General features: G+C 44.7%; 15 protein-coding genes and 1 pseudogene. All 16 read left to right on the forward strand.

Annotation, left to right across the window (positions count from 1 at the left end; all coding sequences use genetic code 11):
• Positions 1-51: 51 nt before the first annotated feature.
• A complete protein-coding gene (locus AC3WQ3_RS20860) occupies positions 52-1,029 on the forward strand; it encodes an ABC transporter permease (protein ID WP_492473383.1) in 978 nt (325 codons plus the stop codon).
• Positions 1,023-1,886, forward strand: a complete 864-nt coding sequence (locus tag AC3WQ3_RS20865; protein ID WP_127537015.1) for a carbohydrate ABC transporter permease — start codon at positions 1,023-1,025, stop codon at positions 1,884-1,886. The genes AC3WQ3_RS20860 and AC3WQ3_RS20865 overlap by 7 nt, the downstream gene beginning before the upstream one ends.
• A gap of 26 nt (positions 1,887-1,912) precedes the next feature.
• The gene (locus tag AC3WQ3_RS20870; protein ID WP_127537016.1) at positions 1,913-2,920 is read left to right on the forward strand and encodes a zinc-dependent alcohol dehydrogenase; all 1,008 of its coding nucleotides are present in this window, start codon (positions 1,913-1,915) and stop codon (positions 2,918-2,920) included.
• 24 nt (positions 2,921-2,944) lie between these two features.
• Positions 2,945-6,199 carry an NHL repeat-containing protein gene (locus AC3WQ3_RS20875; RefSeq protein WP_492473384.1) on the forward strand — a complete coding sequence of 1,085 codons (3,255 nt, stop codon included), beginning with the start codon at positions 2,945-2,947 and terminating at the stop codon, positions 6,197-6,199.
• Positions 6,200-6,485: 286 nt separating this feature from the next.
• Positions 6,486-6,797 carry an ArsR/SmtB family transcription factor gene (locus tag AC3WQ3_RS20880; RefSeq protein ID WP_492473385.1) on the forward strand — a complete coding sequence of 104 codons (312 nt, stop codon included), beginning with the start codon at positions 6,486-6,488 and terminating at the stop codon, positions 6,795-6,797.
• A 2-nt stretch (positions 6,798-6,799) separates the two neighbouring features.
• Positions 6,800-9,301, forward strand: a complete 2,502-nt coding sequence (locus AC3WQ3_RS20885; RefSeq protein WP_492473386.1) for an FAD-dependent oxidoreductase — start codon at positions 6,800-6,802, stop codon at positions 9,299-9,301.
• A 246-nt stretch (positions 9,302-9,547) separates the two neighbouring features.
• A complete protein-coding gene (locus AC3WQ3_RS20890) occupies positions 9,548-10,765 on the forward strand; it encodes a DNA polymerase IV (protein ID WP_492473437.1) in 1,218 nt (405 codons plus the stop codon).
• Positions 10,762-11,127: a YolD-like family protein gene (locus AC3WQ3_RS20895; RefSeq protein ID WP_402876608.1), complete on the forward strand. Its 366-nt coding sequence runs from the start codon at positions 10,762-10,764 to the stop codon at positions 11,125-11,127. The genes AC3WQ3_RS20890 and AC3WQ3_RS20895 overlap by 4 nt, the downstream gene beginning before the upstream one ends.
• Positions 11,111-11,479, forward strand: coding sequence for a YhjD family protein (locus AC3WQ3_RS20900; protein WP_492473388.1), 369 nt, complete (start codon positions 11,111-11,113; stop codon positions 11,477-11,479). Before AC3WQ3_RS20895 ends, AC3WQ3_RS20900 begins: the two co-directional genes overlap by 17 nt.
• A 241-nt stretch (positions 11,480-11,720) precedes the next feature.
• Entirely contained in the window at positions 11,721-12,623 is a 903-nt protein-coding gene (locus AC3WQ3_RS20905) for an RNA polymerase sigma factor (protein WP_492473389.1), read from the forward strand.
• A gap of 127 nt (positions 12,624-12,750) precedes the next feature.
• Positions 12,751-13,545, forward strand: coding sequence for a Cof-type HAD-IIB family hydrolase (locus tag AC3WQ3_RS20910; RefSeq protein ID WP_492473390.1), 795 nt, complete (start codon positions 12,751-12,753; stop codon positions 13,543-13,545).
• 108 nt (positions 13,546-13,653) lie between these two features.
• Positions 13,654-13,779, forward strand: a pseudogene (locus tag AC3WQ3_RS20915) (quinate/shikimate dehydrogenase); the annotation flags it as partial.
• A 292-nt stretch (positions 13,780-14,071) separates the two neighbouring features.
• On the forward strand, positions 14,072-15,850 hold the full coding sequence (locus tag AC3WQ3_RS20920) for a sensor histidine kinase (protein WP_492473391.1): 1,779 nt from the start codon (positions 14,072-14,074) through the stop codon (positions 15,848-15,850).
• Entirely contained in the window at positions 15,850-17,397 is a 1,548-nt protein-coding gene (locus AC3WQ3_RS20925; protein ID WP_492473392.1) for a response regulator, read from the forward strand. The genes AC3WQ3_RS20920 and AC3WQ3_RS20925 overlap by 1 nt, the downstream gene beginning before the upstream one ends.
• Before the next feature lie 321 nt (positions 17,398-17,718).
• A complete protein-coding gene (locus AC3WQ3_RS20930) occupies positions 17,719-19,227 on the forward strand; it encodes a glycosyl hydrolase (protein WP_492473393.1) in 1,509 nt (502 codons plus the stop codon).
• Positions 19,228-19,282: 55 nt separating this feature from the next.
• Positions 19,283-21,457 (forward strand): alpha-galactosidase, encoded by a 2,175-nt coding sequence (locus AC3WQ3_RS20935; protein ID WP_492473394.1) that lies wholly within the window; start codon positions 19,283-19,285, stop codon positions 21,455-21,457.
• Positions 21,458-21,517 lie beyond the last annotated feature (60 nt).

Below are 21,517 nucleotides of genomic sequence, written 5' to 3' on the forward strand. Positions count from 1 at the left end.
TGCCTGGAACGTTTCCTCCTTAGGGAAAATGGTATTGGAGGCGATAATCTTATGGCAGACATCGGCACGGAACATTCGGCAGCTTACCATAAAGAAGTGCCAAAGAAGAGCTTCAGAGGCCGGCTTAAACAGACGTGGAATCATATTAAGCGCGACAGGCAGCTGCTTCTGCTGTTTCTTCCTTGCATCCTATTTTATGTCATCTTTCGTTACGGGCCCCTATATGGATTGATTATTGCCTTCAAAGACTACAGTGTGTTTACAGGAGTGCTTGGCAGTGAATGGGTGGGACTGGAGCATTTCATCACGTTCTTTACGAACCAGGATTTTTGGCTGCTTTTCCGGAACACGCTGCTCTTGGGATTATATACGCTTATTTTCGGCTTTCCCTTTCCCATCATGCTCGCCCTTCTGCTGAACGAAGTCAGAACCAAATGGTTTAAGAAATCGGTTCAAACCTTCAGTTATTTGCCGGCCTTTTTGTCCGTGGTCATTATCAGCAGCATGATTATCGATTTTCTCTCCCCAAACCATGGTATTTTGAATCAAATGCTGGCTGCACTTGGTTTTGAGAAAAAATACTTTCTCGTAGATCCGGGCTGGTTCCGTCCGATCTATATCATTTCGGAAATATGGGCGAACGCAGGGTATGAATCCATCATTTATCTGGCAGCCATTGCGGGGATCAGTCCTACGCTTTATGAAGCGGCCAAGGTGGACGGTGCCAGTCGTTTCCATACGATCCGTCATATTACGCTTCCTGGATTGTTTCCCACGATGCTTATCATGTTCATCTTGAAAACCGGCTCCATGATTCGCGTCGGTTATGAGAAAGTGCTGCTGCTCTATAATCCGATGACCTATGACGTTGCAGACGTATTTTCAACGTATGTATACCGCAAAGGACTGCTTGAATCCAATTACAGTTATGCAGCCGCAGTAGGACTATTCGAAGCGCTCGTTGCAATGGTGATGCTGCTGTCCGCCAATGCGATCAGCAAACGGCTGGGAGGGAATGGCTTATGGTAGGTGAGCGCAAAATATCGGTTTTTGGTGTCTTGAATTCGCTGATCCTCTGTCTTGTTGCTGTAGCGACACTCTATCCCATTGTGTATATTACGGCCGTTTCTTTAAGTGATACAGCAGCGGTCGTTCAAGGTAAGGTGTTTCTTTTTCCGAAAGGGCTGAACCTTGAGGCTTATGTCGAGGTGCTTAAAAATGACACGATTCCAAGAGCCTACCTGAATTCTATTTTTTATACGGCATTCGGTACGTTTGTGAATTTACTCTTTACGGCTGTAGCCGCATATCCTTTGTCGCAAAAAGGATTTTTCGGACGCAAGTTTTTTATGATGGCCATTGTCCTCACCATGTTTTTGAATCCCGGTATTATTCCCACTTATGTGGTCGTGCAGCAGCTGGGGTTAACAGATTCGGTTTGGGCACTCGTACTTCCCAATGCCATCTGGACAATGGAACTGATCATTCTTAAAAGCTTTTACGAAAACATGTCTTCCCAGATACGCGAAGCGGCCCTGATCGACGGAGCTTCCGAATACCGGATTCTGTTCAACATTGTCATTCCCTTATCCAAGCCTGCGCTTGCTTCCATCGGACTTTTTTATTTCATGGGCCACTGGAACAGCTTTTTCCTACCGCTGATTTACTTGAACGATCCGGATAAATATCCTTTGCAGGTCGTGCTGCGGGATATGTTAATCTACAGCGCAGAAAACGACGCGGGACTTGTGGATCGTTCGGCCCTTGCCCCACAGTCTATTAAAAATGCAACCATCGTACTTTCTATGATCCCCGTTCTGCTCATCTATCCGTTTGCTCAGAAGTATTTCGCTAAAGGGGTGATGCTCGGTTCGGAAAAAGGCTAAATCGATTGAAGGAGGAGCCGTATCTAATGAAAATCGTTGCTGCGAAGGAAGGAAAGGTCACGATACTGGAAGCGGATATACCCGAACTGAACAAACGACATGTGCAAGTGAGGACCGAATATTCCGGCATTAGTCCGGGTACGGAAATGAGTGCGATTAAAAGATCAGGCGTATCCCCGGTATACCTTGGTTATAGCGCTGTTGGGATTGTGGAAAAAACGGGAAGTGAAGTCAGAGATATTCTACCGGGAGACCGAGTGGCTTGTTATGGTGTGCCTTATGTAAGACATGCAGAAATCATTTCGGTACCGACCAATCTGATAACCAAAGTACCCCAACATGTCAAACCAGAGGAGGCCGCATTTACCGGGCTCGGAGCCATCGCCATACATGCGCTTCGTACCGCTGACGTGAGATTCGGCGACAAGGTGCTTGTCGTTGGACTGGGTATTCTCGGTAATCTTGTGGCCCAAATCGCCACTGCTGGTGCATGTCACACGGCTGCATACGATCTGAGCAAAGCACGGGTTCAGCTGCTTCAGGAGCAGATGGGCATTCAAGCAGGCTTTTCAACTGAAGAGGAAGTGGAGCGTTTTGTGATGAACGAAACGGGAGGTTTAGGATTTGATTCCATCCTCTTATGTGCTGGCGGGCCTGGTGAAGTGCTGATCAACAAGTCACTTGAGTGGCTTCGTGACCGGGGAAAAGTCGTGATCGTTGGTGATTTGTCCATGGAGTTTTCAAGAGATTTGATGTTTCGCAAAGAAGCTCAGGTCCTTATCTCCAGAGCAGGCGGGCCTGGAAGGTACGATCTGCAGTACGAGCAGCACAATCAGGATTATCCCATCGGTTTCGTGCGGTGGACGGAAGGAAGAAATATGGACGAATACGTCAGGCTGCTTGCTGATAAGCGAATTACGGTAAGTCCTGCCATCACGCATATGTTCGCCTTGGATGAAGCATCTGAAGCTTATGAAAATTATCAATCCGATTCGGCTCAAGGGGCACTTGCCACGTTGATCAAGTATTTTTAATGCATGAAGAAGGGGAGATGTGTGATGAAAAAGCCTTTTTTCAACCTGATCACCATGTTCATGAGTTGTTTACTTGTTATTGTGATGTTTCCCGTGCAGTCTGCTCCTGCCCAAGCAGAGGAGTCCAGGCTTACTCAAAAAAACTTCGGCGACCCCGAAGAACTGCTTGTTCCCAACAATTACACGGTAGCTGTCTTTAACGGAACTGTAGGCTATGAGGATGGAAAACCAGTCATGTATGCCACGAGTAAAGGCAAGCCCGGCTTCCTGAATGTGATTGACCTCGAAGAGTACAAACTGCTTCGGACGGTTTCACTTGGGCCATCGGAAAGCTCCTGGGCGCATACCGTTGCGCCGAACGGTACGCTTTATGTGGCTGCCGAAGGATCGGGTGCACGATTATGGGAGTATTCGCCAGTCACCCATCAGGCTGTTCAAGTGGCTCAATTCGAAGGACAGTCTGTCTCTAATAGTATCACGACGGATGAACAGGGTAGAGTGTACGTGGGGACTTATCCGGGCGGCAAGGTTTGGCAGTATGATCCTGTGACCGAGCAAGTGAGGGATTATGGCCGTGTGATCGGTGCGCTTGATCAGGAGTATGTCCGCTCCATTGCTTACCAGGGGGGATATATTTATGCCGGTACAGCCCATGAACAGATCGTGCGTGTGGATTTGGCTACAGGTGAAAAAACGAATATTGCAGCTTCGCTTGCCGTCAAAAATGATACAGTATACGATTTGAGTACAATCGATAACCGTTATTTGTTCGCGCGTTATACGGATGGAAGTGGTGTACCGGGTGAGGGTTATATCTACGATACTACAACAGGATCCTGGCTTGATGTGGAGCTCCAGCAGGTAACCGGTCTTCACGCAGCTGACTCTGTGGATGGAAAGCTGTATTATATGTCCGAGAAAAAACTGAAAACCTTTGACCTGGCGACACGTCAGGTAGAGGAAACCGGCATGACCTATGAGAGTGGGTTCAGAGGGGCGGATTGGGTCGAGTTTCAGAACAATCCCGAGCTGCCGGGAAAAACGCTCGTTACGGTACGATATGACGGCGGAGTTGCCATGCTCAATATCGATACCCAAAAAGTCATCGTACAGCCACCAATTATTCCGGGATTGCCGGGAGTTGTTAATCGTCTCCAAAGTGTATCTGATACACAGCTGATAACAACCGGTTCACAAGCTAGATCTTCTTTGGTTGATTTAGAGAGCATGACGACAAAACCGTTCAGCATTGGTCAAGCGGACAGTGTATACCCGATTGGAAATAAAGTCTATATGGGAGTCTACCCGGAAGGTGGCTTGTACGTTTACGATCTCAATCAGGAACCAGGAAGCACAAATCCGCAGCGTCTCGCTGTACTTGGGAACGATCAGGAACGTCTTGTGCATATGTCTGAAGGGGACGGTAAACTGTTTATTTCGACCATTTCAGGATACGGGACGCTGGGAGGATCGCTTACAGTTCATGATACTGCTACAGGTGAAACCAAAGTCCATCGAAACGTGGTTCAGAATCAGAGCGTGCTTAGTACCGCTTATGTAGACGGGAAGGTTTTTGGATCTACAACCATTAGGGGAGGACTGGGCTCCACGCCGAGCGAGCAGGAGGCCAAAATTTTTGTGTGGGATGTTCAAAATGAGCAAAAAATAACGGAGTTTACGCTGGATATTCCCGAGCTTGTCGATCCGATTTTCATTGGGGACCTGTCTCTCGGGCCGGATGGATTGATCTGGGGAGCATCCTACGAATATATATTTGCAATCGATCCGGATACGTACCAACTTGTAAAATATATGAAGATTTATCCGAAGCTCTATTATACCCAGTGGCATCATCATCCGATGCGCTGGTCGGAAGACGGACTTTTGTATGTCCTGTTTAACAACAAGCTGACAGTGATTGATCCGGAAACACTGGATTTCAGAACATTAACGGATGCTTCTAGATTTGATCTTGGCATGGATGGGGACCTGTATTTCACAGATCTCGCAACCAATACGGTTTTGTATCGAATCCAAATTGATGGAGAGATTGTGGCCGAACCGCCAGGGATTCCTTTGCCGGTAAACAATGCCGGGTTGGAGCAGCCAGGAGAGAACGGAAAGCTGCCCGGCTGGACTTCATTGTTTGCAACAAGTGGGGATGTTAAATTTGAGCGTAGCAGCAACAAGAGTTATGCAGGTGATTACAGCCTGAAAACAACGGATCTTATTCGTACTGCATCCGTTGCAGTGCAGAGCGATCCAATCGCATTAGTGCCTGGAGAGGACTATACCGCAAGTACTCAAATATATATTGAGTCAGGCCAGCCTGGTTTCATGTTCCGATTTTATAACGCAGAAGGGCAGAGCTTGTCTACTTTGGAAACGCATCTGGATGAATCGCGACTTCACCAATGGCAAAAAGTAACTCTCCGCGGTACGGCACCGGAAGGAGCGGCTTATGCCAGACTAATTGCGGTAACCAGCCGCTATAATATCTCCACAGCCTACTATGACGATTTTTCCGTAACGGTTAAAGATAATACGGCTCCCTTGACTGAAGCTGCGCTTAATCCGCAGGCAAATGAGCAGGGTTGGCACCATGAAGATGTTTCGATTACGCTAAACTCGGAAGGAGCAAGCTCCATCATTTTCGAAACTACGGGGGCTGAGGAAATCAACCAGCGTGAGACTGAAGGCGGTACTACTGAGTTTACCGTAAGCGAAGAAGGGGTGACGGCCGTAACTTATTGGTCTATATCGGCTTATGGTGTGCCCGGGGCACCCTCTACTACCGAAGTTAAGATTGACAAAACGGCTCCTATCATCGAATTTTCAGGAAAATCCGTCTACGAGCTGGATGAGGAAGTTCGGATCGAATGCTCCGCTCAGGATGCATTATCAGGTATAGCTAAAAGTGATTGTGATGCTGTGCTTGCAGATCGCCCTGCCTATTTGAATGGTGTTGGGGAGCATTTGGTCTATGCTTCCGCCCATGATATCGCTGGGAACACGACAAATTCTTCTTTTTCTTATGAGGTGATCCTTACCTATAAAGGTATGGCAGGACTTATCGACAAGTTCCTCGCTAATGATCAAGAGCTGGCTGATCGATTGAAGGAACAATTGACCAAAGTAGAACGAGCCAATGAATCAGGTAATGAGGGAGGAAAAAAAGGCGCAATCAACGGATTTATCCATCAAGTGCAAGCCAAGATTGGCAAGGGATTAGCTCAAGAACATGCGGAAATTTTGATACAGCTCGTGTCACAAATTTAATTTTATTTGAATGAAGAGCTTTTCTGGGCCTGATCTCGATCATGCTTGAATATGTAATAATTAGAATAGTAAAGCAGAGGATAGTTAATTTGTTAATTGAAAAAGGACGTTGTCATAGCGCATGACAGCGTCTTTTTTGTCCTAATAATAAGGTGAAGTATAGAATTAAGAGTGAGTTAATATAGGAGATCATCCACTACAATGGATAATAATATCAAACAAAGTCGTTTGACTTTCATTTTACTATATCGTATTATTCTAATATAACGATACAGGAGGGTTAACTTTGGATAAACTCGGTTTTAACGATAGCGGTGATTTGAAGCAGTTTGAGGAACCTGCTAACTTACTGAAGGCCCTTTCCCATCCTATACGCCTGTGCATTGTGCGCGGGTTGATGCGTAAAAAGAAATGTAATGTTTCCTATATGCAGGAGTGTCTGGATCTACCGCAATCAACCGTTTCCCAGCACTTACAGAAGCTGCGTAGTGCAGGAATTGTTGATACGGAGCGAAATGGCCTAGAAGTGAATTATATACTTGCAAACCGACGTATTGAACAGATTATAACTGTTTTATTTGGAGAGGATGAATGTTAATCATGAGTAAGAAAGTGGTCATTGTTGGTGGAGTAGCGGGTGGTGCGTCAGCAGCTGCCCGCCTACGCCGGCTGGATGAACATGCGGAAATAGTCATATTTGAAAAGGGTCCCTACATTTCATTCGCCAACTGCGGCTTACCTTATTATATAGGCGGAACGATTGCTGAGCGTAACCGTTTGTTAGTACAAACACCTAAAGGAATGGCAGATCGCTTTCGAATTGATGTACGTACACAGAGTGAGGTCATATCCATCACCCCCCAGCATCAAACGATTCTAGTGAACAGCGAGGAGCGCGGTCAATACGAAGAAACCTATGACGAGTTAATTCTGTCTCCCGGTGCACGTCCGATGGTCCCCGATGTGCCGGGTATAGATAATCCATTCATTTATACAGTGCGCAGCATTCCAGACATTGATCGAATCAAAGATGCAATAAGTGCATCTAACAACGAATCATCAATCGTTATTGGTGGTGGATTTATCGGTGTTGAAATGGCAGAAAATTTGAGGGAAGCCGGACTACATGTAACGCTGGTCGAGGGTAACGAACAAATGCTAACTCCATTTGATCCTGAACTCGCAGCTGCACTGGCACAAGAAATGGAGCAGCATGGTGTTAATTTGCAGTTTTCCAAGCGTGTTAAGGGTTTTCGTTCACTGGAGCATGGAATCGGGGTCGAGCTTGCAGATGGTCACGTTTTAAAAGGAGATCTTGTGATTCTCGCGATTGGTGTGACCCCAGAAACCTCATTTCTGCAAAGCAGTGGTATTTCCTTGGGGACACGTGGACATATCATTGTTAATGAGGCCATGGAAACCAATATACCGCATATATATGCGGTTGGTGATGCAATTGAGGTCAGTGATTACATCCATGGAACCAAGACAGCGATTCCGCTTGCAGGTCCTGCCAACAAGCAAGGACGTATTGCTGCGGATCGGATTGCTGGCATAAATTCTACCTACAAAGGAACACAAGGGACTTCTATTATTAAAGTGTTTGGACTGACTGGAGCAACAACGGGCAGCAATGAAAAGATATTAAAACGTCTTAACGTGGATTATCATACGGTGATTGTTCATCCTGCTTCTCATGCATCGTATTATCCAGGATCAAGTGCAATTACTCTAAAATTGCTGTTTTCACCTGAAGGAAGAATCCTGGGTGCACAGGCAGTCGGATTTGAAGGAGTGGATAAACGCATTGATGATATTGCCGTTGCTATTCATTTTGGGGGTCATATAAGCGACTTGACTGAACTTGAACTGAGTTATGCACCGCCCTATTCATCAGCAAAAGATCCGGTTAATATGGCTGGGTATGCAGCAGAGAATATTATCGCCGGACGTGTCAAAACATTCACCTATGATCAGCTTTCTGTGCGCCAGCCGGAGCAAACCATACTACTAGATGTACGTAGCGAGCTGGAGCATCGTAATGGCCATATTCCAGGGTCATTAAACATCCCAGTGGATGAGCTTCGTGAGAGATTGCATGAGTTAAATGTCTCTAAAGAAATCTGGGTATACTGCCAAGTAGGTTTACGGGGGTATACTGCAACACAAATTTTGCGTCAGCACGGTTTCACCGTTAAAAATTTGAGTGGTGGATTCAAAACGTATCGCCAAGCGCAATTTAAACCAGCTCCGTATACTGGTCAAAAACATGAGCTTACAGATGATCAAAATCATAGCAATCATGTTTCTCATCTAAAGCAAAATACATTACATCAGGCTGATCAACTTTCTTCTCAGCCGTTGCGTATCGATGAAGAATTGGATGTTTGCGGATTGAGCTGCCCTGGTCCGTTAATACAAGTAAAGCAGAAGATGGATCAACTATCCGATGGAGAAACGCTGCGGGTAAAAGCTTCTGATCCAGGGTTTTACGAAGATGTAAAGGCATGGGCAGCAATGTCTGGTGCAGCACTCATACAGTTGGAACGTGGTAAGAACGGTATTATTGAAGCAGTACTAACCAAGCAGACAGAGCCGGTCAGATCATCCGTTTCGGAAGCTCAGAATGTTGAACCTGCCAGTACGATGGTTGTCTTCAGTGGCGACCTGGATAAAGCAATAGCCTCTCTTATTATTGCTAATGGCGCAGCTGCAAGCGGGCGCAAAGTAACCATGTTTTATACATTCTGGGGACTAAATATTATTCGCAAGCATCAGCCGGAACGGGTATCCAAAAACATGATAGGCCGTATGTTTGATCTTATGCTGCCACGTGGTAGTCACAAGTTAGGCTTGTCCAAAATGAATATGATTGGTGTTGGTCCTAAAGTTATTCGCGGCATTATGAAGAAAAACAACGTTGCCTCTCTGGAGGAATTGATTCAAACTGCTTTAGCACAAGGTGTGGAAATGGTTGCTTGTCAAATGTCTATGGATCTGATGGGTATCCAGCGAGAAGAGATCATGGATCAGGTTACTATTGGTGGGGTAGGTTACTATCTGGGTCAGGCTGACAAATCAAACCATAACCTGTTTATATAGAAGGGATATGCACTTTATATTAATTAAATCAATCATGAAGAAGTCTCTAATCGACCTTGAGGGTTTGTTCCCTCATGGTCTTTCTTTGTTATAAGACATGCTTCTGAAAGTTGAGTATGACCATCCCTCCGCTGAATATAAATATTTACCTCTTGCATAAAGAACATGTGTTCGGTTTATAATATATACAAACATACGTTCTTAAGTACAGGAGTGATTTCAGTGTTGACTAAGCAGCGAACCATTATGCTCATTGATATGCAGAGCTTTTATGCTTCAGTCGAAAAGGCGAAAATGCCTCAATACAAAAATAGACCACTCGCCGTTGCAGGCGATCCAGCAAGACGCTCTGGAATTATTCTTGCTGCTTGTCCATTAGCCAAAGCGAAGGGTGTATCCACCGCAGAACCACTCTGGCAGTCGCTTCAGAAGTGCCCTGAACTAATCATTGTTAGACCTCATATGCAAGAATACATTGAAGTATCCACTCAAATCATGTCCATTATTGAGGAGTTTACCGATCTGGTTGAGCCGTACAGTATAGACGAATTATTCGCTGATTTTACAGGGTCTATGCATCTGTTTGGTAATGATCCTGTCGATCTAGCCAAGCAAATTCAAGATAAGATCTATAATGAAACAGGGGTTTACGCAAGAGCGGGCATTGGTGAAAACAAAATCATTAGTAAATTGTGCTGCGATATGATCGCTAAAAAGGTCAAAGGGGGCATTTTCCACTTAAAGAAAGAAGAATTACACCTCCACATTGGAGATAAGCCCATCCGCGATATGTGGGGGATTGGCTCAAGAATGGAAAAACATCTGTGGAAGATGGGTATCCGAACGATTAGAGACTTGGCGAATACACCTCTTACCCAACTCAAGAGTAAATGGGGCGTGAATGGAGAAGTGATCTGGCGCATCGCCAATGGGCTCGATAACTCTCCGGTAACCGTCAACACACACAGTACACAAAAGGATATTGGCAACGGGATGACCTTGCCTAGAGATTACACAGAGGCTTGGGAGATCGAAGTGGTCATCCTCGATATCTGTACTGAAGTATGCCGAAGAGCTCGTAAAAAAGGACTGATGGGGAGTGTCATTTCCGTGAGTGTGTCTGGAGCAGATTTCGACCATCCAACAGGCTTTCACAGGCAGGTAAAACTGTCTGATCCAACAAACATAACCGTTGATGTGTGCAAGATCGCCAAACGCATATTTCATCAACACTGGGATGGGCAACCGGTGCGCCGTGTAGGCGTATCCCTTTCTCAATTATCCGACGCGGATACATATCAACTATCCTTCTTTGATGATCAGGAGCACAAACGGGCTATTGATCAGGTGATGGACGACATTAAGGATCGATTTGGCGACATTGCCATACTTCGAGCAAGCTCCATTACAGCTGCTGGTCAAGCAATAGATAGAGCATCTAAAATTGGGGGGCACTACAAATGAGCAAAAAACTTGAGGCCAATGGATTATGGGAATCGAGCCGTATGATGCTTCCACAACATAAAGAGCGAATCATACAGCATCGTACTCAAATTCATGTTCAAGCCAAACCGCTAATTCATGAAGATGAGTGGGAGATCATTGCTCAAAATGTAGATATGTCGCTCAACTATACTTTACAAGCCACCATTGAAGTGTTTAATGAGTCGGGCAATCGATATATACACGGAATCGTTACTTCAGTCAGTACCGTTGGAAAGAAAATCAAAATTGAAATGGACAATGGATTTGAATGGGTCGATTTTGATCAATTGGTCACGGTCAAACTTGAAGAAGGAGGCGTGTACGGTGAAACAGACTTCTGAGGAACTTGCACTCGTGAAGAGGCTGGTAGAGCTTCCCTATCTGTTAAGTGCTCTGGAGGTAGATAAGCATAAAATATACGCTTCAAACTTTAAGATGAAATCGGTGTATGTTGATTACTTAGACGGTACCCAAAAGAAAATTGCCTTAGAGATGTACAAATCGAAACAAAGCTTAAAGGAGCACCATATTAAAATCATTGATGAACAGAGATCCGAGCTAAGTCTAACGGTAAATTATTCGGTGAGAGGTTACATTCATAAAATGACATTATTATGGAGTAAAGTGAAAGTGGATGTTACCTTAATGCTTACGGAGCATATGAACGTTGATATTACTGAATTGTCCAAATAACACTAGAGTTAGAGCAGAAGGCGGTATATAACTGCAAAGGATGGACCATAATGCAGTTATAACCATTGTTTTCTTCTCCCGAATGGGTAAACCGACCTTTGAAATTTGAGGGTCGGTATTTTTGTCTGCATTTTTGAATGCCGAATCCAATCATTTCTTCAACATCCTGAAACTTTTCAACAAAATGTGACCAAATGCCGTCCTTAAGAGTGTTAGAGGTATAAAGGAGGGCTGAACAACCATGCGGCGATCCGTGCCCCAACCGGGCGATCATGTGATGGACATATATGAGACTTATGCCGATACTCTGTTCCGAATAGCCATGGTACACCTTGGTAGACGAGAGGACGCGGAGGAAGCTACTCAGGATACCTTCATCAAGCTAATGGAAAAAGCCCCTGCGTTCAACGATGCGGAGCATCAGAAAGCATGGTTGATCCGAGTCATCACCAATCACTGCAAATCCTTATTAGGTAGAGGCTGGCGCAAACGGGAGGTCAATCTGGAGGGAGCAGAATTTCTAACCACAGATGACCCTGAAGATCGGGTGCTCATCGAACTCGTGCTGTCATTGCCCGTCAAGTATAGAGCGGTGGATCAGATGAAAACAAATGACCAAATGAGAAAACGCATGGAGAACATCTCCAATGTGCGGCACCATAAACAAAAACGCCAACGCAGGCCTCTTTACATTGCAGCGAGTGTTGTCATTGCTGCCAGCATCGGACTGGCTGTTCCGAGCTTATGGCAGCAGTGGAACGGTTCGACACAACCGGGGACACAAATGGCATCGAACGTTACATATGACCCGGTAGTGATTCCGAAGACGGAACTCCCCAATTCAAATAGCAGCGGTCCAAAGGCAAATATGCTTCAACTGGTTGTATACCAGGGGCATGTCTATACGCAGTCCCCGACATCGCTTAACGGTGAGGATGCGCTGGCATTGCGCGGAGAAAAACTGGGTACTACAACGGGTGGCATTCATGAGTTGAGTAGTCAGGATGAATATAAAGAGCTGGCTTCCAACATTGGTGAAGCGGATATCTATATGGTAGATGGCTACGATAAGGACTTCCGAATCATGTCAACCACTGAAATGGATGGTCAGGTGCAAGAAACGACAATGCTCTGTACTCCGTAGAAACGAACGATGGAAATAAGGCCAAGATCAATAGTTATTCAGCAGCGGACAAAAAAACCATTCCCATTGACGATACCTCTTGAGGCGTAGTATTATTTTACCAATTTAGCTCTGTGGGAGGAATCGGATGTCTACGATTAAGGCCATTGTACTGGACCTGGACGGAACTTTGCTCAGAAGTGATAAATCGATATCTCCCAGAAATGTTCAGGCTGTTAAACGATGTTTTGATTCGGGAATACATATTATCGTTGCCACGGCAAGGCCGCCTAGAGCGGCAAATCAATTTGTGAAGCAGTTTCCTTTTGTAGATTACATGATTTATTACAATGGCGCTTTAGTTATATGCAAATCCAAACAAAATGAGCTCCATATTCCTATCCCTTTGGAGATCAATCAACAGATTAATACATTCATCGAGTTAAACATGCCTCAATCCATAATCTCATACGAGGTTAATGATTCATGGTACACAAGTAGGCCAGTTCTGGACTCGCAATGCGCTCAATTCGGTATCCGTCCGAATGATCTGAAACCTCAGGTTGTTGACCAACACTATATAGACTCTCTATCCCCAACCAAAATATTAGTTTTAGGTTGTAACACATGGAAGGATCTTAGCGAGCAATTTGGTGATCATGTGAATGTCATCGCAACGGATGGGGGAGCATTAATCCAAATCATGCATAAAACAGCTTCAAAGGAAAAAGCCTTGGAATGGGTGTTAAGTGAAATTGGGGTAAATTCAGAAAATGTGATGGTGTTTGGGGATGATTTTAACGATGTAGGCCTATTCCATCTGTCCGGATTTCCTGTAGCCATGGGGAACGCAATCAATGAACTGAAAAAATGCGCAGTTTACATAACCGATTCAAATGATAAAGATGGTGTGGCTAATGCCATTGGAAAATTTGTGATATAACCCACTACAGTGAAGCAATTGACAAGCTGGAAACGTCAGCCTTGATACAACTTCTCTATATGTGTGAATGAGTTGCAGAAGAACAACAGGTAGGTGTGAAAAGCAAATGGTGCCCGAGCAATCAATGGTCTCGGTATGGTCCTATGGCAGGGCGCACTTGCTTATAAACTTTTTACTGGGGAAGACATGCCAATTGCAGAGGTTAAAGAAATCGTATTTGGTAAAGAAGTATAAAAAGAGATCAGGGTAAGTCATTATTTCGTAGACCAATTGTCTAGGAACAAGAAGATGGTCCCATCGAAGCCGCTATTATTAGCGGCTTTTTTGTTTTTAAGAAACTTCGTTTAGGTCCCATGCAGTGGGTAAGAAGCGTGTAAAAGCGTGTACCTTTTGCCGAAATGGAAAAGAACGTTAGGTCATTGCTAACCAGACCTCATCGAAATGTTTCATTGACTATCCAAAAAGAGAAGAGTACATTTGGTTTTATGCTAAAAGGAGAACTAAATGTAGGAAAGAGGATCGTGCTATGCGTTTTATGCGAAGACTAAATGACATCAGACTTAAAAGTAAGCTGTCCTTGATATTTATAACGGTGGCTGTACTTCCGCTTTTAATAAGTGGTATCTATCTAACAAGCAAGTTGAGGGAAGTCATGATCCTGAACGCCTTTGAGCAAGCAACGAATAACGTAGAACGTGTCCAAAAAAGAACCGAGGAGGTCATCAATGTTGCCATAGATATTTCCTATCAACTCTCCAATGATAACCGGATGAAGTCCATAGTAAGCCGAAGCTATGAAAGCTATAACGAAATTATTCAAACCTATCGTCAATACACGGACATTCGAGATTATATGCGGCTGTATAAAGAGATTAAGTCAATCCGGTTATACACGGACAATCCAACCATGCTTAATAACTGGGAATTTATGCAGCCAGATGACCGAACAAAAGAGTCTGATTGGTTCAAGTCTGCCTTAAGTCAAAAGGGGCTGGCTGGTTGGGGCTATATTGAGGATGAACGTGATCAAAAAAATTACCTGAGCCTCGTTCGAAAAATCAATCTGGATGATCTGAAAAATGAGAGTGTTTTGGTTATTAACGTGAATTCCGATTTGCTGAATTCGATTCTATCTCAGGAGACATTTTCCACAATGATTGTGGATGATAACAACCATATTGTTGCGGCCAATCGGCCAGATCTTTACGGTAAGAACCTCGCTTCTGTACACGGGGGGAGCAACATGATGTCTCAAACCCAGGGCAGCTACGAAGCTGTCATGGATGGAAAGAAATCCAAGGTGGTCATAGCCAATGTAACTCCTCAAAACAGCTGGAATGGATTTCGCATTATTTCCGTTTTTACGGTATCGGACATTCTGCAAGATGCAAACGCTATCATACGTTTAGCCACTTTGGTGATAGGTGGATGTCTAATCATTGCAATAGTGCTTGTTTATATTTCCGCATCCTTTATAGCAAGGAGATTGCTCCGACTCAGTAAACATATGTCCCGAGTAGGCACGGTATCCTGGGATACATACCTGGACCTCGACGGAAAAGATGAGATTGGACAACTATCTCGGCAATTCAATGATCTGGTTCACCGGATCAGTGAACTGATGTTTGAAGTGGAAGAAAGCAATCAGCAGAAACAGTTATTATTACAAAAACAAAATGATATCAAATTCAAGATGCTGGCAAGTCAGGTGAATCCCCACTTTCTGTTTAATACACTTGAATCCATCCGAATGGAAGCTCATCTTCGCGGGGAAGAGGGGCTGGCCCAAGCCGTATGGCAGCTAAGCATGTTGCTCCGAAACAGTTTGGAGGTCGGAAGCCGTCAGATTCCGTTATCGGATGAGTTGAATATGGTACGTTGTTACTTGGAACTACAAAAATTTCGATATGAAGACCGGCTTCAATACAGTATGGAAATCGATCCGAAAACCGAACAGATAGAAATCCCACCGCTGATCATTCAACCTTTGGTTGAAAATTCGATCGTCCACGGGCTAGATCGCAAAGAGGGCCCAACGCTAATCACTATTCGGACTAAGTTTGATGATCAGGATATGCTTTTGATCGAAATCCACGATGATGGCGCAGGTATTTCACCCATGAAAATGAGCCAGCTAGAAAAACAGTTAACGGGCTCCGATGAGTCAGGGGATCGTATTGGTCTTCGTAACGTAAATGACCGATTGGAACTCACCTACGGTACAGCTTCAAGGCTCACCATCAATAGCATAGAGAAGAAAGGCACCTGTATCACATTTTGCATACCGAAGGAGGGTCGAACTTAATGTTTTCAGTGATCATTGTTGATGATGAACCCAAACTACGGTTGGGGTTGCAAACGTTAATACCTTGGAAGGAATTGGGGTTCGAAGTGATTGGAACAGCAGCTGGTGGGAATGAAGCCCTTCGTATATTTGAAAAAACGATTCCTGATGTATTGTTGGTGGATATCCGTATGCCGGGAATGGACGGACTTGAACTCCTTCAGCAAATCCGCCACCGCGGCTGGCCCAGTCATGTCATTATTCTCAGTGGTTACGCGGATTTTGAGTATGCACGCCAGGCCCTTCAATTCGGCGTCGATGCTTATCTGTTGAAACCGGTGAACAAGGAAGAACTGTCGGCATCTCTCCAAAAGATTCACGAACAGCTCTCGAAGGTGCACGAAAAAAGCCTGTTACAACAAACAAATACGCCAGAATGGATACTTTACTCATTACTAACCGGTAAACATGCGTTAGATGATTCCCTTCTGAGTGAATGGTCAAACTCATTTGAAGTGAAATGGACAACCTATCAAATTGTTTTAATTGCCTTCTCTGCCCTAGACCAAGAAGAAAGCGAACAAATTCAGAATTTCAAGGATGTGGTGAGCAGAACCTATGCTTCCGGACGTCAAGGAGTCGTATTATATTTCGCTCCATACATCGTTCTGCTGCTTGGCAGCTCTCCTGTAAGCGAAGCAGGGTGGAGTGAACTCTATAAGAACCTTCAACTCTTATCCGGAGAGCTTCGATTCGAAATGGACGTAGCGTTGGGTCAGCCTGTTCGGTCACTAGATGACATCATTCATTCTTTCAAAACGGCACGATCTCTTTTGGAACATAGTTTCTTTTACGATAGGGGAAGGCTCCTGACCGAGGAAACACCAGAATCTTATCGACAGGAAACGGATCAACATTCAGGATCTTCCCTATCCAGTAAAGAAGAAGAGGCCTTCAGGCTCCATTACCTGGTCGATGTTGGACATGCAAGTGCGATCTCTTCTTTTTTAAACGAAATAGCATGGCAGCAAGTAGCTGCTCAAGCAGAGGAAAAGCATATTCGTGACCGCTTCTTCTACCTGGCCAATGAAACGGTTCGAAAAGTCCATCCACGTGTCTGGTCTATGAGTGGTTATCCAGGCGAGCCGGCCCAATTTCTTGCTGAAGTATATCATTCCCGTTATATGCGGGATCTCGTTGACCGAATATCAGTTGTCATGGAGAGGCTGGCTCAATGTGCAGATTATAACAGCAAGGACAATGAAATGAAGCGATTGCTGGATTATATAGATCGCCACTATGGGGATAACCTAAAATTGGAAATGCTTGCCGTCTTGTTTAACTACAGCAGCTCCTATCTGGGTCAACTTTTCAAAAGTTATACAGGAGAATATTTTAACGCATATCTTGACCGGATACGGATCCAAAAAGCGAAGGAATTACTGGCTCAGGATATGAAGGTTTATGAAGTCGCTGAAAGGGTAGGATATTCAAACGTCAATTATTTTTATAGTAAATTTAAAAAGCTGGAAGGAATATCACCTTCCTTTTATCAGAAAAAAGAATGAGCAAAACTCCTCTACTAATGGAATTAACGAATAGTAGGGGAGTTTTCTGTTTTTCGTATGGAAATGAAATGAGGGTTTCTGAAAACATAAATGATTTTAGAATGAAAGGATCTGAAATTTGTGATATGTCCTGGATGTCCCTGTGCCAATATAGTGGATACGAAAGGAGGGAATACAATCATTTGAAAGCGATAACAGAAATGCCATGAACAGAGGGGAGGCAATAAAATGAAGGGAAAATCAGGTTCACCTATTAGATATTCAACATCATATAAAACCTGTTTTATGTTTGGTTCGGCCATTTTCGTTCTGTATATTCTCATGTTGAGTTTTACTCATTCCAGGGTGGAAGCCGCTATTACGGTACCGGGATTTGTTGTTGAAACCCATACTACTTCCGATCAAAATCAGGCCATAATTGCCACATTCAAAGATGCTTCAATCGAAGGGTACGGGATTAGGAAGCGCGATGAGACAGCAGCCAAAGCGGAGGACGATCTCTACGATGGCACAGGTTATATCTCTTATTTTTTTGAAGAGGATGAAAAGGCCACAGCTCAGAAGGGAAGCGCTACATTCCAGGTTAAAGCACCGGAAAATGGGCTTTATGAGTTAAGTTTGGGATACTACATCCCAGAAGGAAATGGGGATAAAGCGACTTCCATCCAAGTAAATGGTTCGGGAGCCGGGGAGCTGACGCTCAGTGCGCCAAAGCCAGGGACGGTTCGAGCAGAAAAAAAGATGACAAAGGTGCTTCTGAACAGCGGTAACAACTCCATTCAAATATTAAGGGGGTGGGGGTACTATGGCATTGAATATATCAAGCTTGAACGTGTAGAACCCCGCATAACCACGCAAAAAACAAAGATGGATCCCTTAAGCAATTCCAAAGCATCCCCGCAAGCCAAAGCATTAATGAAATTTATGACCAACCAGTATGGAAAAAAGATTATATCAGGGCAGCAAACCCTAGAGGACGCAGCGTGGATCTACCAGCAGACAGGTAAGTACCCTGCACTGGTTTCCAGTGATTTAATGGATTATTCTCCATCCCGTGTGGAAAACGGAAGCACCTCGAATGAGGTAGAAAAAATGATGGAGTGGTACAAGCGTGGAGGCATTGTCTCCTTAAGCTGGCACTGGAATGCGCCGAAAGGGATCGGCGGCAATGAACCAGGCCACGAGTGGTGGCGGGGGTTTAATACAGAATTCACTACCTTTGATGTAGAATATGCTCTCAATCATCCGGAATCGGAAGATTACAAGCTTTTAATCCGGGATATTGATGCGATCGCTGCTCAATTGAAACGGCTGCAGGAACACCATATTCCCGTACTTTGGAGACCGCTGCATGAAGCGGAGGGCGGCTGGTTTTGGTGGGGAGCCAAAGGTCCTGAACCTGCCAAAAAATTGTATAGATTAATGTACGAACGATTGACGGAGAAGCATGAGTTAAACAATCTCATTTGGGTTTGGAACTCTGTTAAGGAGGAGTGGTACCCGGGAGATGATGTGGTGGATATGGTAAGTGTCGACATTTATAATCCACCCGGTGATCACAGCCCGAACATTGCCAAGTACGACGAGCTCTTGTTTCTGAGCAAGCATAAGAAACTTGTGGCACTTGCCGAAAATGGGCCGATTCCCGATCCTGATCTGCTGCAGACGTACGGTGCACATTGGAGCTATTTCAATACATGGACTGGCGATGTTCTGCGTGATGGAAAAACGAATACAAAGGAACATTTGAAAAAAGTCTACAATCATGACAACGTGATCACATTGGATGAACTTTCCAAGGGATTGTACGGCAGTCCGAGATGGAAATAACATCCATTTTATTATGGAGCAGGAACAAACCAGTTTAACAGGAGTGAATAGTATAATGGCCATTTATATTGACGAGTCACAGCATATTTTTCATCTGCAATCCCGTGTAACCAGTTATGTTATTCAGATCATAGACGGTTTTCCATTATTGGTATATTGGGGTCAACGGTTGTCTGAGAAAGGGAATTTAGAGAATCTTGTACCGAGGTTGGAGAAAAAGGAACCTGATTCAATGCCTCAGGAGTATCCGCAATATGGAGCAGGTGATTTCAGATCGCCTGCCTATCAGGTTCAGCTTGCAGACGGAAGCCGAATCACAGAGCTTCGCTACAAAGGCTATTCCACAGGAGCCGGTAAACCGGGAATTGAAGGTTTGCCTTATGTGTACACGGAGTCGGATCATGAAGCAGATACCTTGGAGCTGGAATTGGAGGATGCATATTCAGGATTGACCGTTTTACTACAATATAGCATCTTCATGGATGGGGCTATTACCAGATCTGCCTCATTTAAGAACAATGGTCAGAGTACCGTTAGACTTTTACGTGCGCTTAGCGCCAATGTCGATTTATACGGTAAGAGCAATTATGAGCTATTATACCTTGCGGGACACTGGGCACGAGAAGCACAGCTTCAGCGCAGGCCGCTGGGCCCAGGAGGTACAAGCCTTGGGAGTAGACGCGGAATGAGCAGTCATCAGCACAATCCTTTTGCGGCTGTGGTTAGCCCGGGTGCCGATGAGGAGCATGGTGAAGTTTTTGCAGTGAATTTGGTGTATAGCGGTAATTTTCATGCTGAAGCAGAAGTCGATGCTTTTGGAGTCGTTCGTTTGGGCATCGGGTTGAATCCATTTGATTTTTGTTGGATGCTGGCTCCCGGGGAATCCTTCCAAACCCCTGAGGCTGTCTTGGTATATTCAAATGAAGGGATCGGAGGCATGTCCCGAATCTATCACCGACTCTATCGGAACCGTTTATGCCGCGGAGTGCATAGGGATAAGGAGCGCCCGATCCTTGTGAATAATTGGGAGGCTACTTATTTTAATTTTACCGCAGATAAGATTGAAGCCATTGCCGAAACTGGCTCTCAACTAGGGATTGAACTGTTGGTGCTTGATGATGGTTGGTTTGGCAAACGTGACAGCGACAACAGCTCTCTCGGGGACTGGGTTGAAGATCGTCGAAAGCTTCCTAACGGTTTGCGTGACTTGGCTGAACGAATTGAACGTCAAGGCCTGCAATTCGGTTTATGGTTTGAACCTGAAATGATCTCACCCGACAGTGAACTGTATCGAAAACACCCGGACTGGTGTCTGCACGCAGAAGGCCGCAGGCGGACGGAAGCGCGATGGCAATTGGTGCTGGACCTTTCACGGCCGGAGGTCCGTGATTATCTGTACAATGCACTGGCTGATATCTTTGCCAATGTACCTGTTTCCTACGTGAAATGGGACATGAACCGCCCATTGACCGAGATCTGCTCTGCAGCGGCTTTACCCGAAAATCAACAGGAGATTGCACATCGGTATGTACTTGGACTCTATGAACTTATAAATAAATTGACTACTGCATTTCCGCAAATTTTGTTTGAGAGCTGTTCCAGCGGCGGAGGTCGGTTTGATCCCGGAATGCTCTATTACATGCCACAAACGTGGACAAGTGATAACACGGATGCCGTAGAACGGCTGAAAATCCAATACGGAACCAGCCTGGTATATCCCGTTAGTACCATCGGCGCTCATATTTCTGCCGTTCCGAACCATCAAGTACACCGTGAAACCTCCCTTAAATTCAGAGGAGACGTCGCAATGTCGGGGAATTTTGGCTATGAACTTGATTTGACCCAGTTCACCGATGCTGAGAAAATCCAGGTGAAGGAACAGGTTGCCATGTATAAGGAACATCGATCCCTCATACAAAAGGGTGATTTATTTAGACTTCGAAGTCCATTTCAAGGCAATGAAACCTCCTGGATGTTTGTTTCGGAAGATCGATGTGAAGCGATCGTATTTTATTTTCAAGTGTTAGCCAAGCCCAATCCTGCTACGGATGTTCTTCAGCTCAGAGGCTTAGATCATTCGTATATGTATGAGGTGAATGGAGAGAGTGGACACGTGGGATTATTCCACGGGGACCGTTTAATGCAAGCAGGATTGATTATCCCGCCTCTTACAGGAGATTACACCAGTGTGTGGTTTAAATTAAAGCTGCTCATTGAGAAAATCAAGTAAATATATAATTTTTTAATTAATAAAATTCAATGTCCTAAAAAGTCCTCTGCTTTGTTTAAC

The sequence above is a fragment of the Paenibacillus sp. FW104-T2 genome, assembly GCF_058789975.1.

What these genes read in the sequence shown, in the direction of transcription:
- AC3WQ3_RS20860 (WP_492473383.1), top strand. Translation starts at nt 52, where the DNA reads ATGGCAGACATCGGCACGGAACATTCGGCAGCTTACCATAAAGAAGTG.
- AC3WQ3_RS20865 (WP_127537015.1), top strand. Translation starts at nt 1,023, where the DNA reads ATGGTAGGTGAGCGCAAAATATCGGTTTTTGGTGTCTTGAATTCGCTG.
- AC3WQ3_RS20870 (WP_127537016.1), top strand. Translation starts at nt 1,913, where the DNA reads ATGAAAATCGTTGCTGCGAAGGAAGGAAAGGTCACGATACTGGAAGCG.
- AC3WQ3_RS20875 (WP_492473384.1), top strand. Translation starts at nt 2,945, where the DNA reads ATGAAAAAGCCTTTTTTCAACCTGATCACCATGTTCATGAGTTGTTTA.
- AC3WQ3_RS20885 (WP_492473386.1), top strand. Translation starts at nt 6,800, where the DNA reads ATGAGTAAGAAAGTGGTCATTGTTGGTGGAGTAGCGGGTGGTGCGTCA.
- AC3WQ3_RS20890 (WP_492473437.1), top strand. Translation starts at nt 9,548, where the DNA reads ATGCTCATTGATATGCAGAGCTTTTATGCTTCAGTCGAAAAGGCGAAA.
- AC3WQ3_RS20895 (WP_402876608.1), top strand. Translation starts at nt 10,762, where the DNA reads ATGAGCAAAAAACTTGAGGCCAATGGATTATGGGAATCGAGCCGTATG.
- AC3WQ3_RS20905 (WP_492473389.1), top strand. Translation starts at nt 11,721, where the DNA reads ATGCGGCGATCCGTGCCCCAACCGGGCGATCATGTGATGGACATATAT.
- AC3WQ3_RS20910 (WP_492473390.1), top strand. Translation starts at nt 12,751, where the DNA reads ATGTCTACGATTAAGGCCATTGTACTGGACCTGGACGGAACTTTGCTC.
- AC3WQ3_RS20920 (WP_492473391.1), top strand. Translation starts at nt 14,072, where the DNA reads ATGCGTTTTATGCGAAGACTAAATGACATCAGACTTAAAAGTAAGCTG.
- AC3WQ3_RS20925 (WP_492473392.1), top strand. Translation starts at nt 15,850, where the DNA reads ATGTTTTCAGTGATCATTGTTGATGATGAACCCAAACTACGGTTGGGG.
- AC3WQ3_RS20930 (WP_492473393.1), top strand. Translation starts at nt 17,719, where the DNA reads ATGTTGAGTTTTACTCATTCCAGGGTGGAAGCCGCTATTACGGTACCG.
- AC3WQ3_RS20935 (WP_492473394.1), top strand. Translation starts at nt 19,283, where the DNA reads ATGGCCATTTATATTGACGAGTCACAGCATATTTTTCATCTGCAATCC.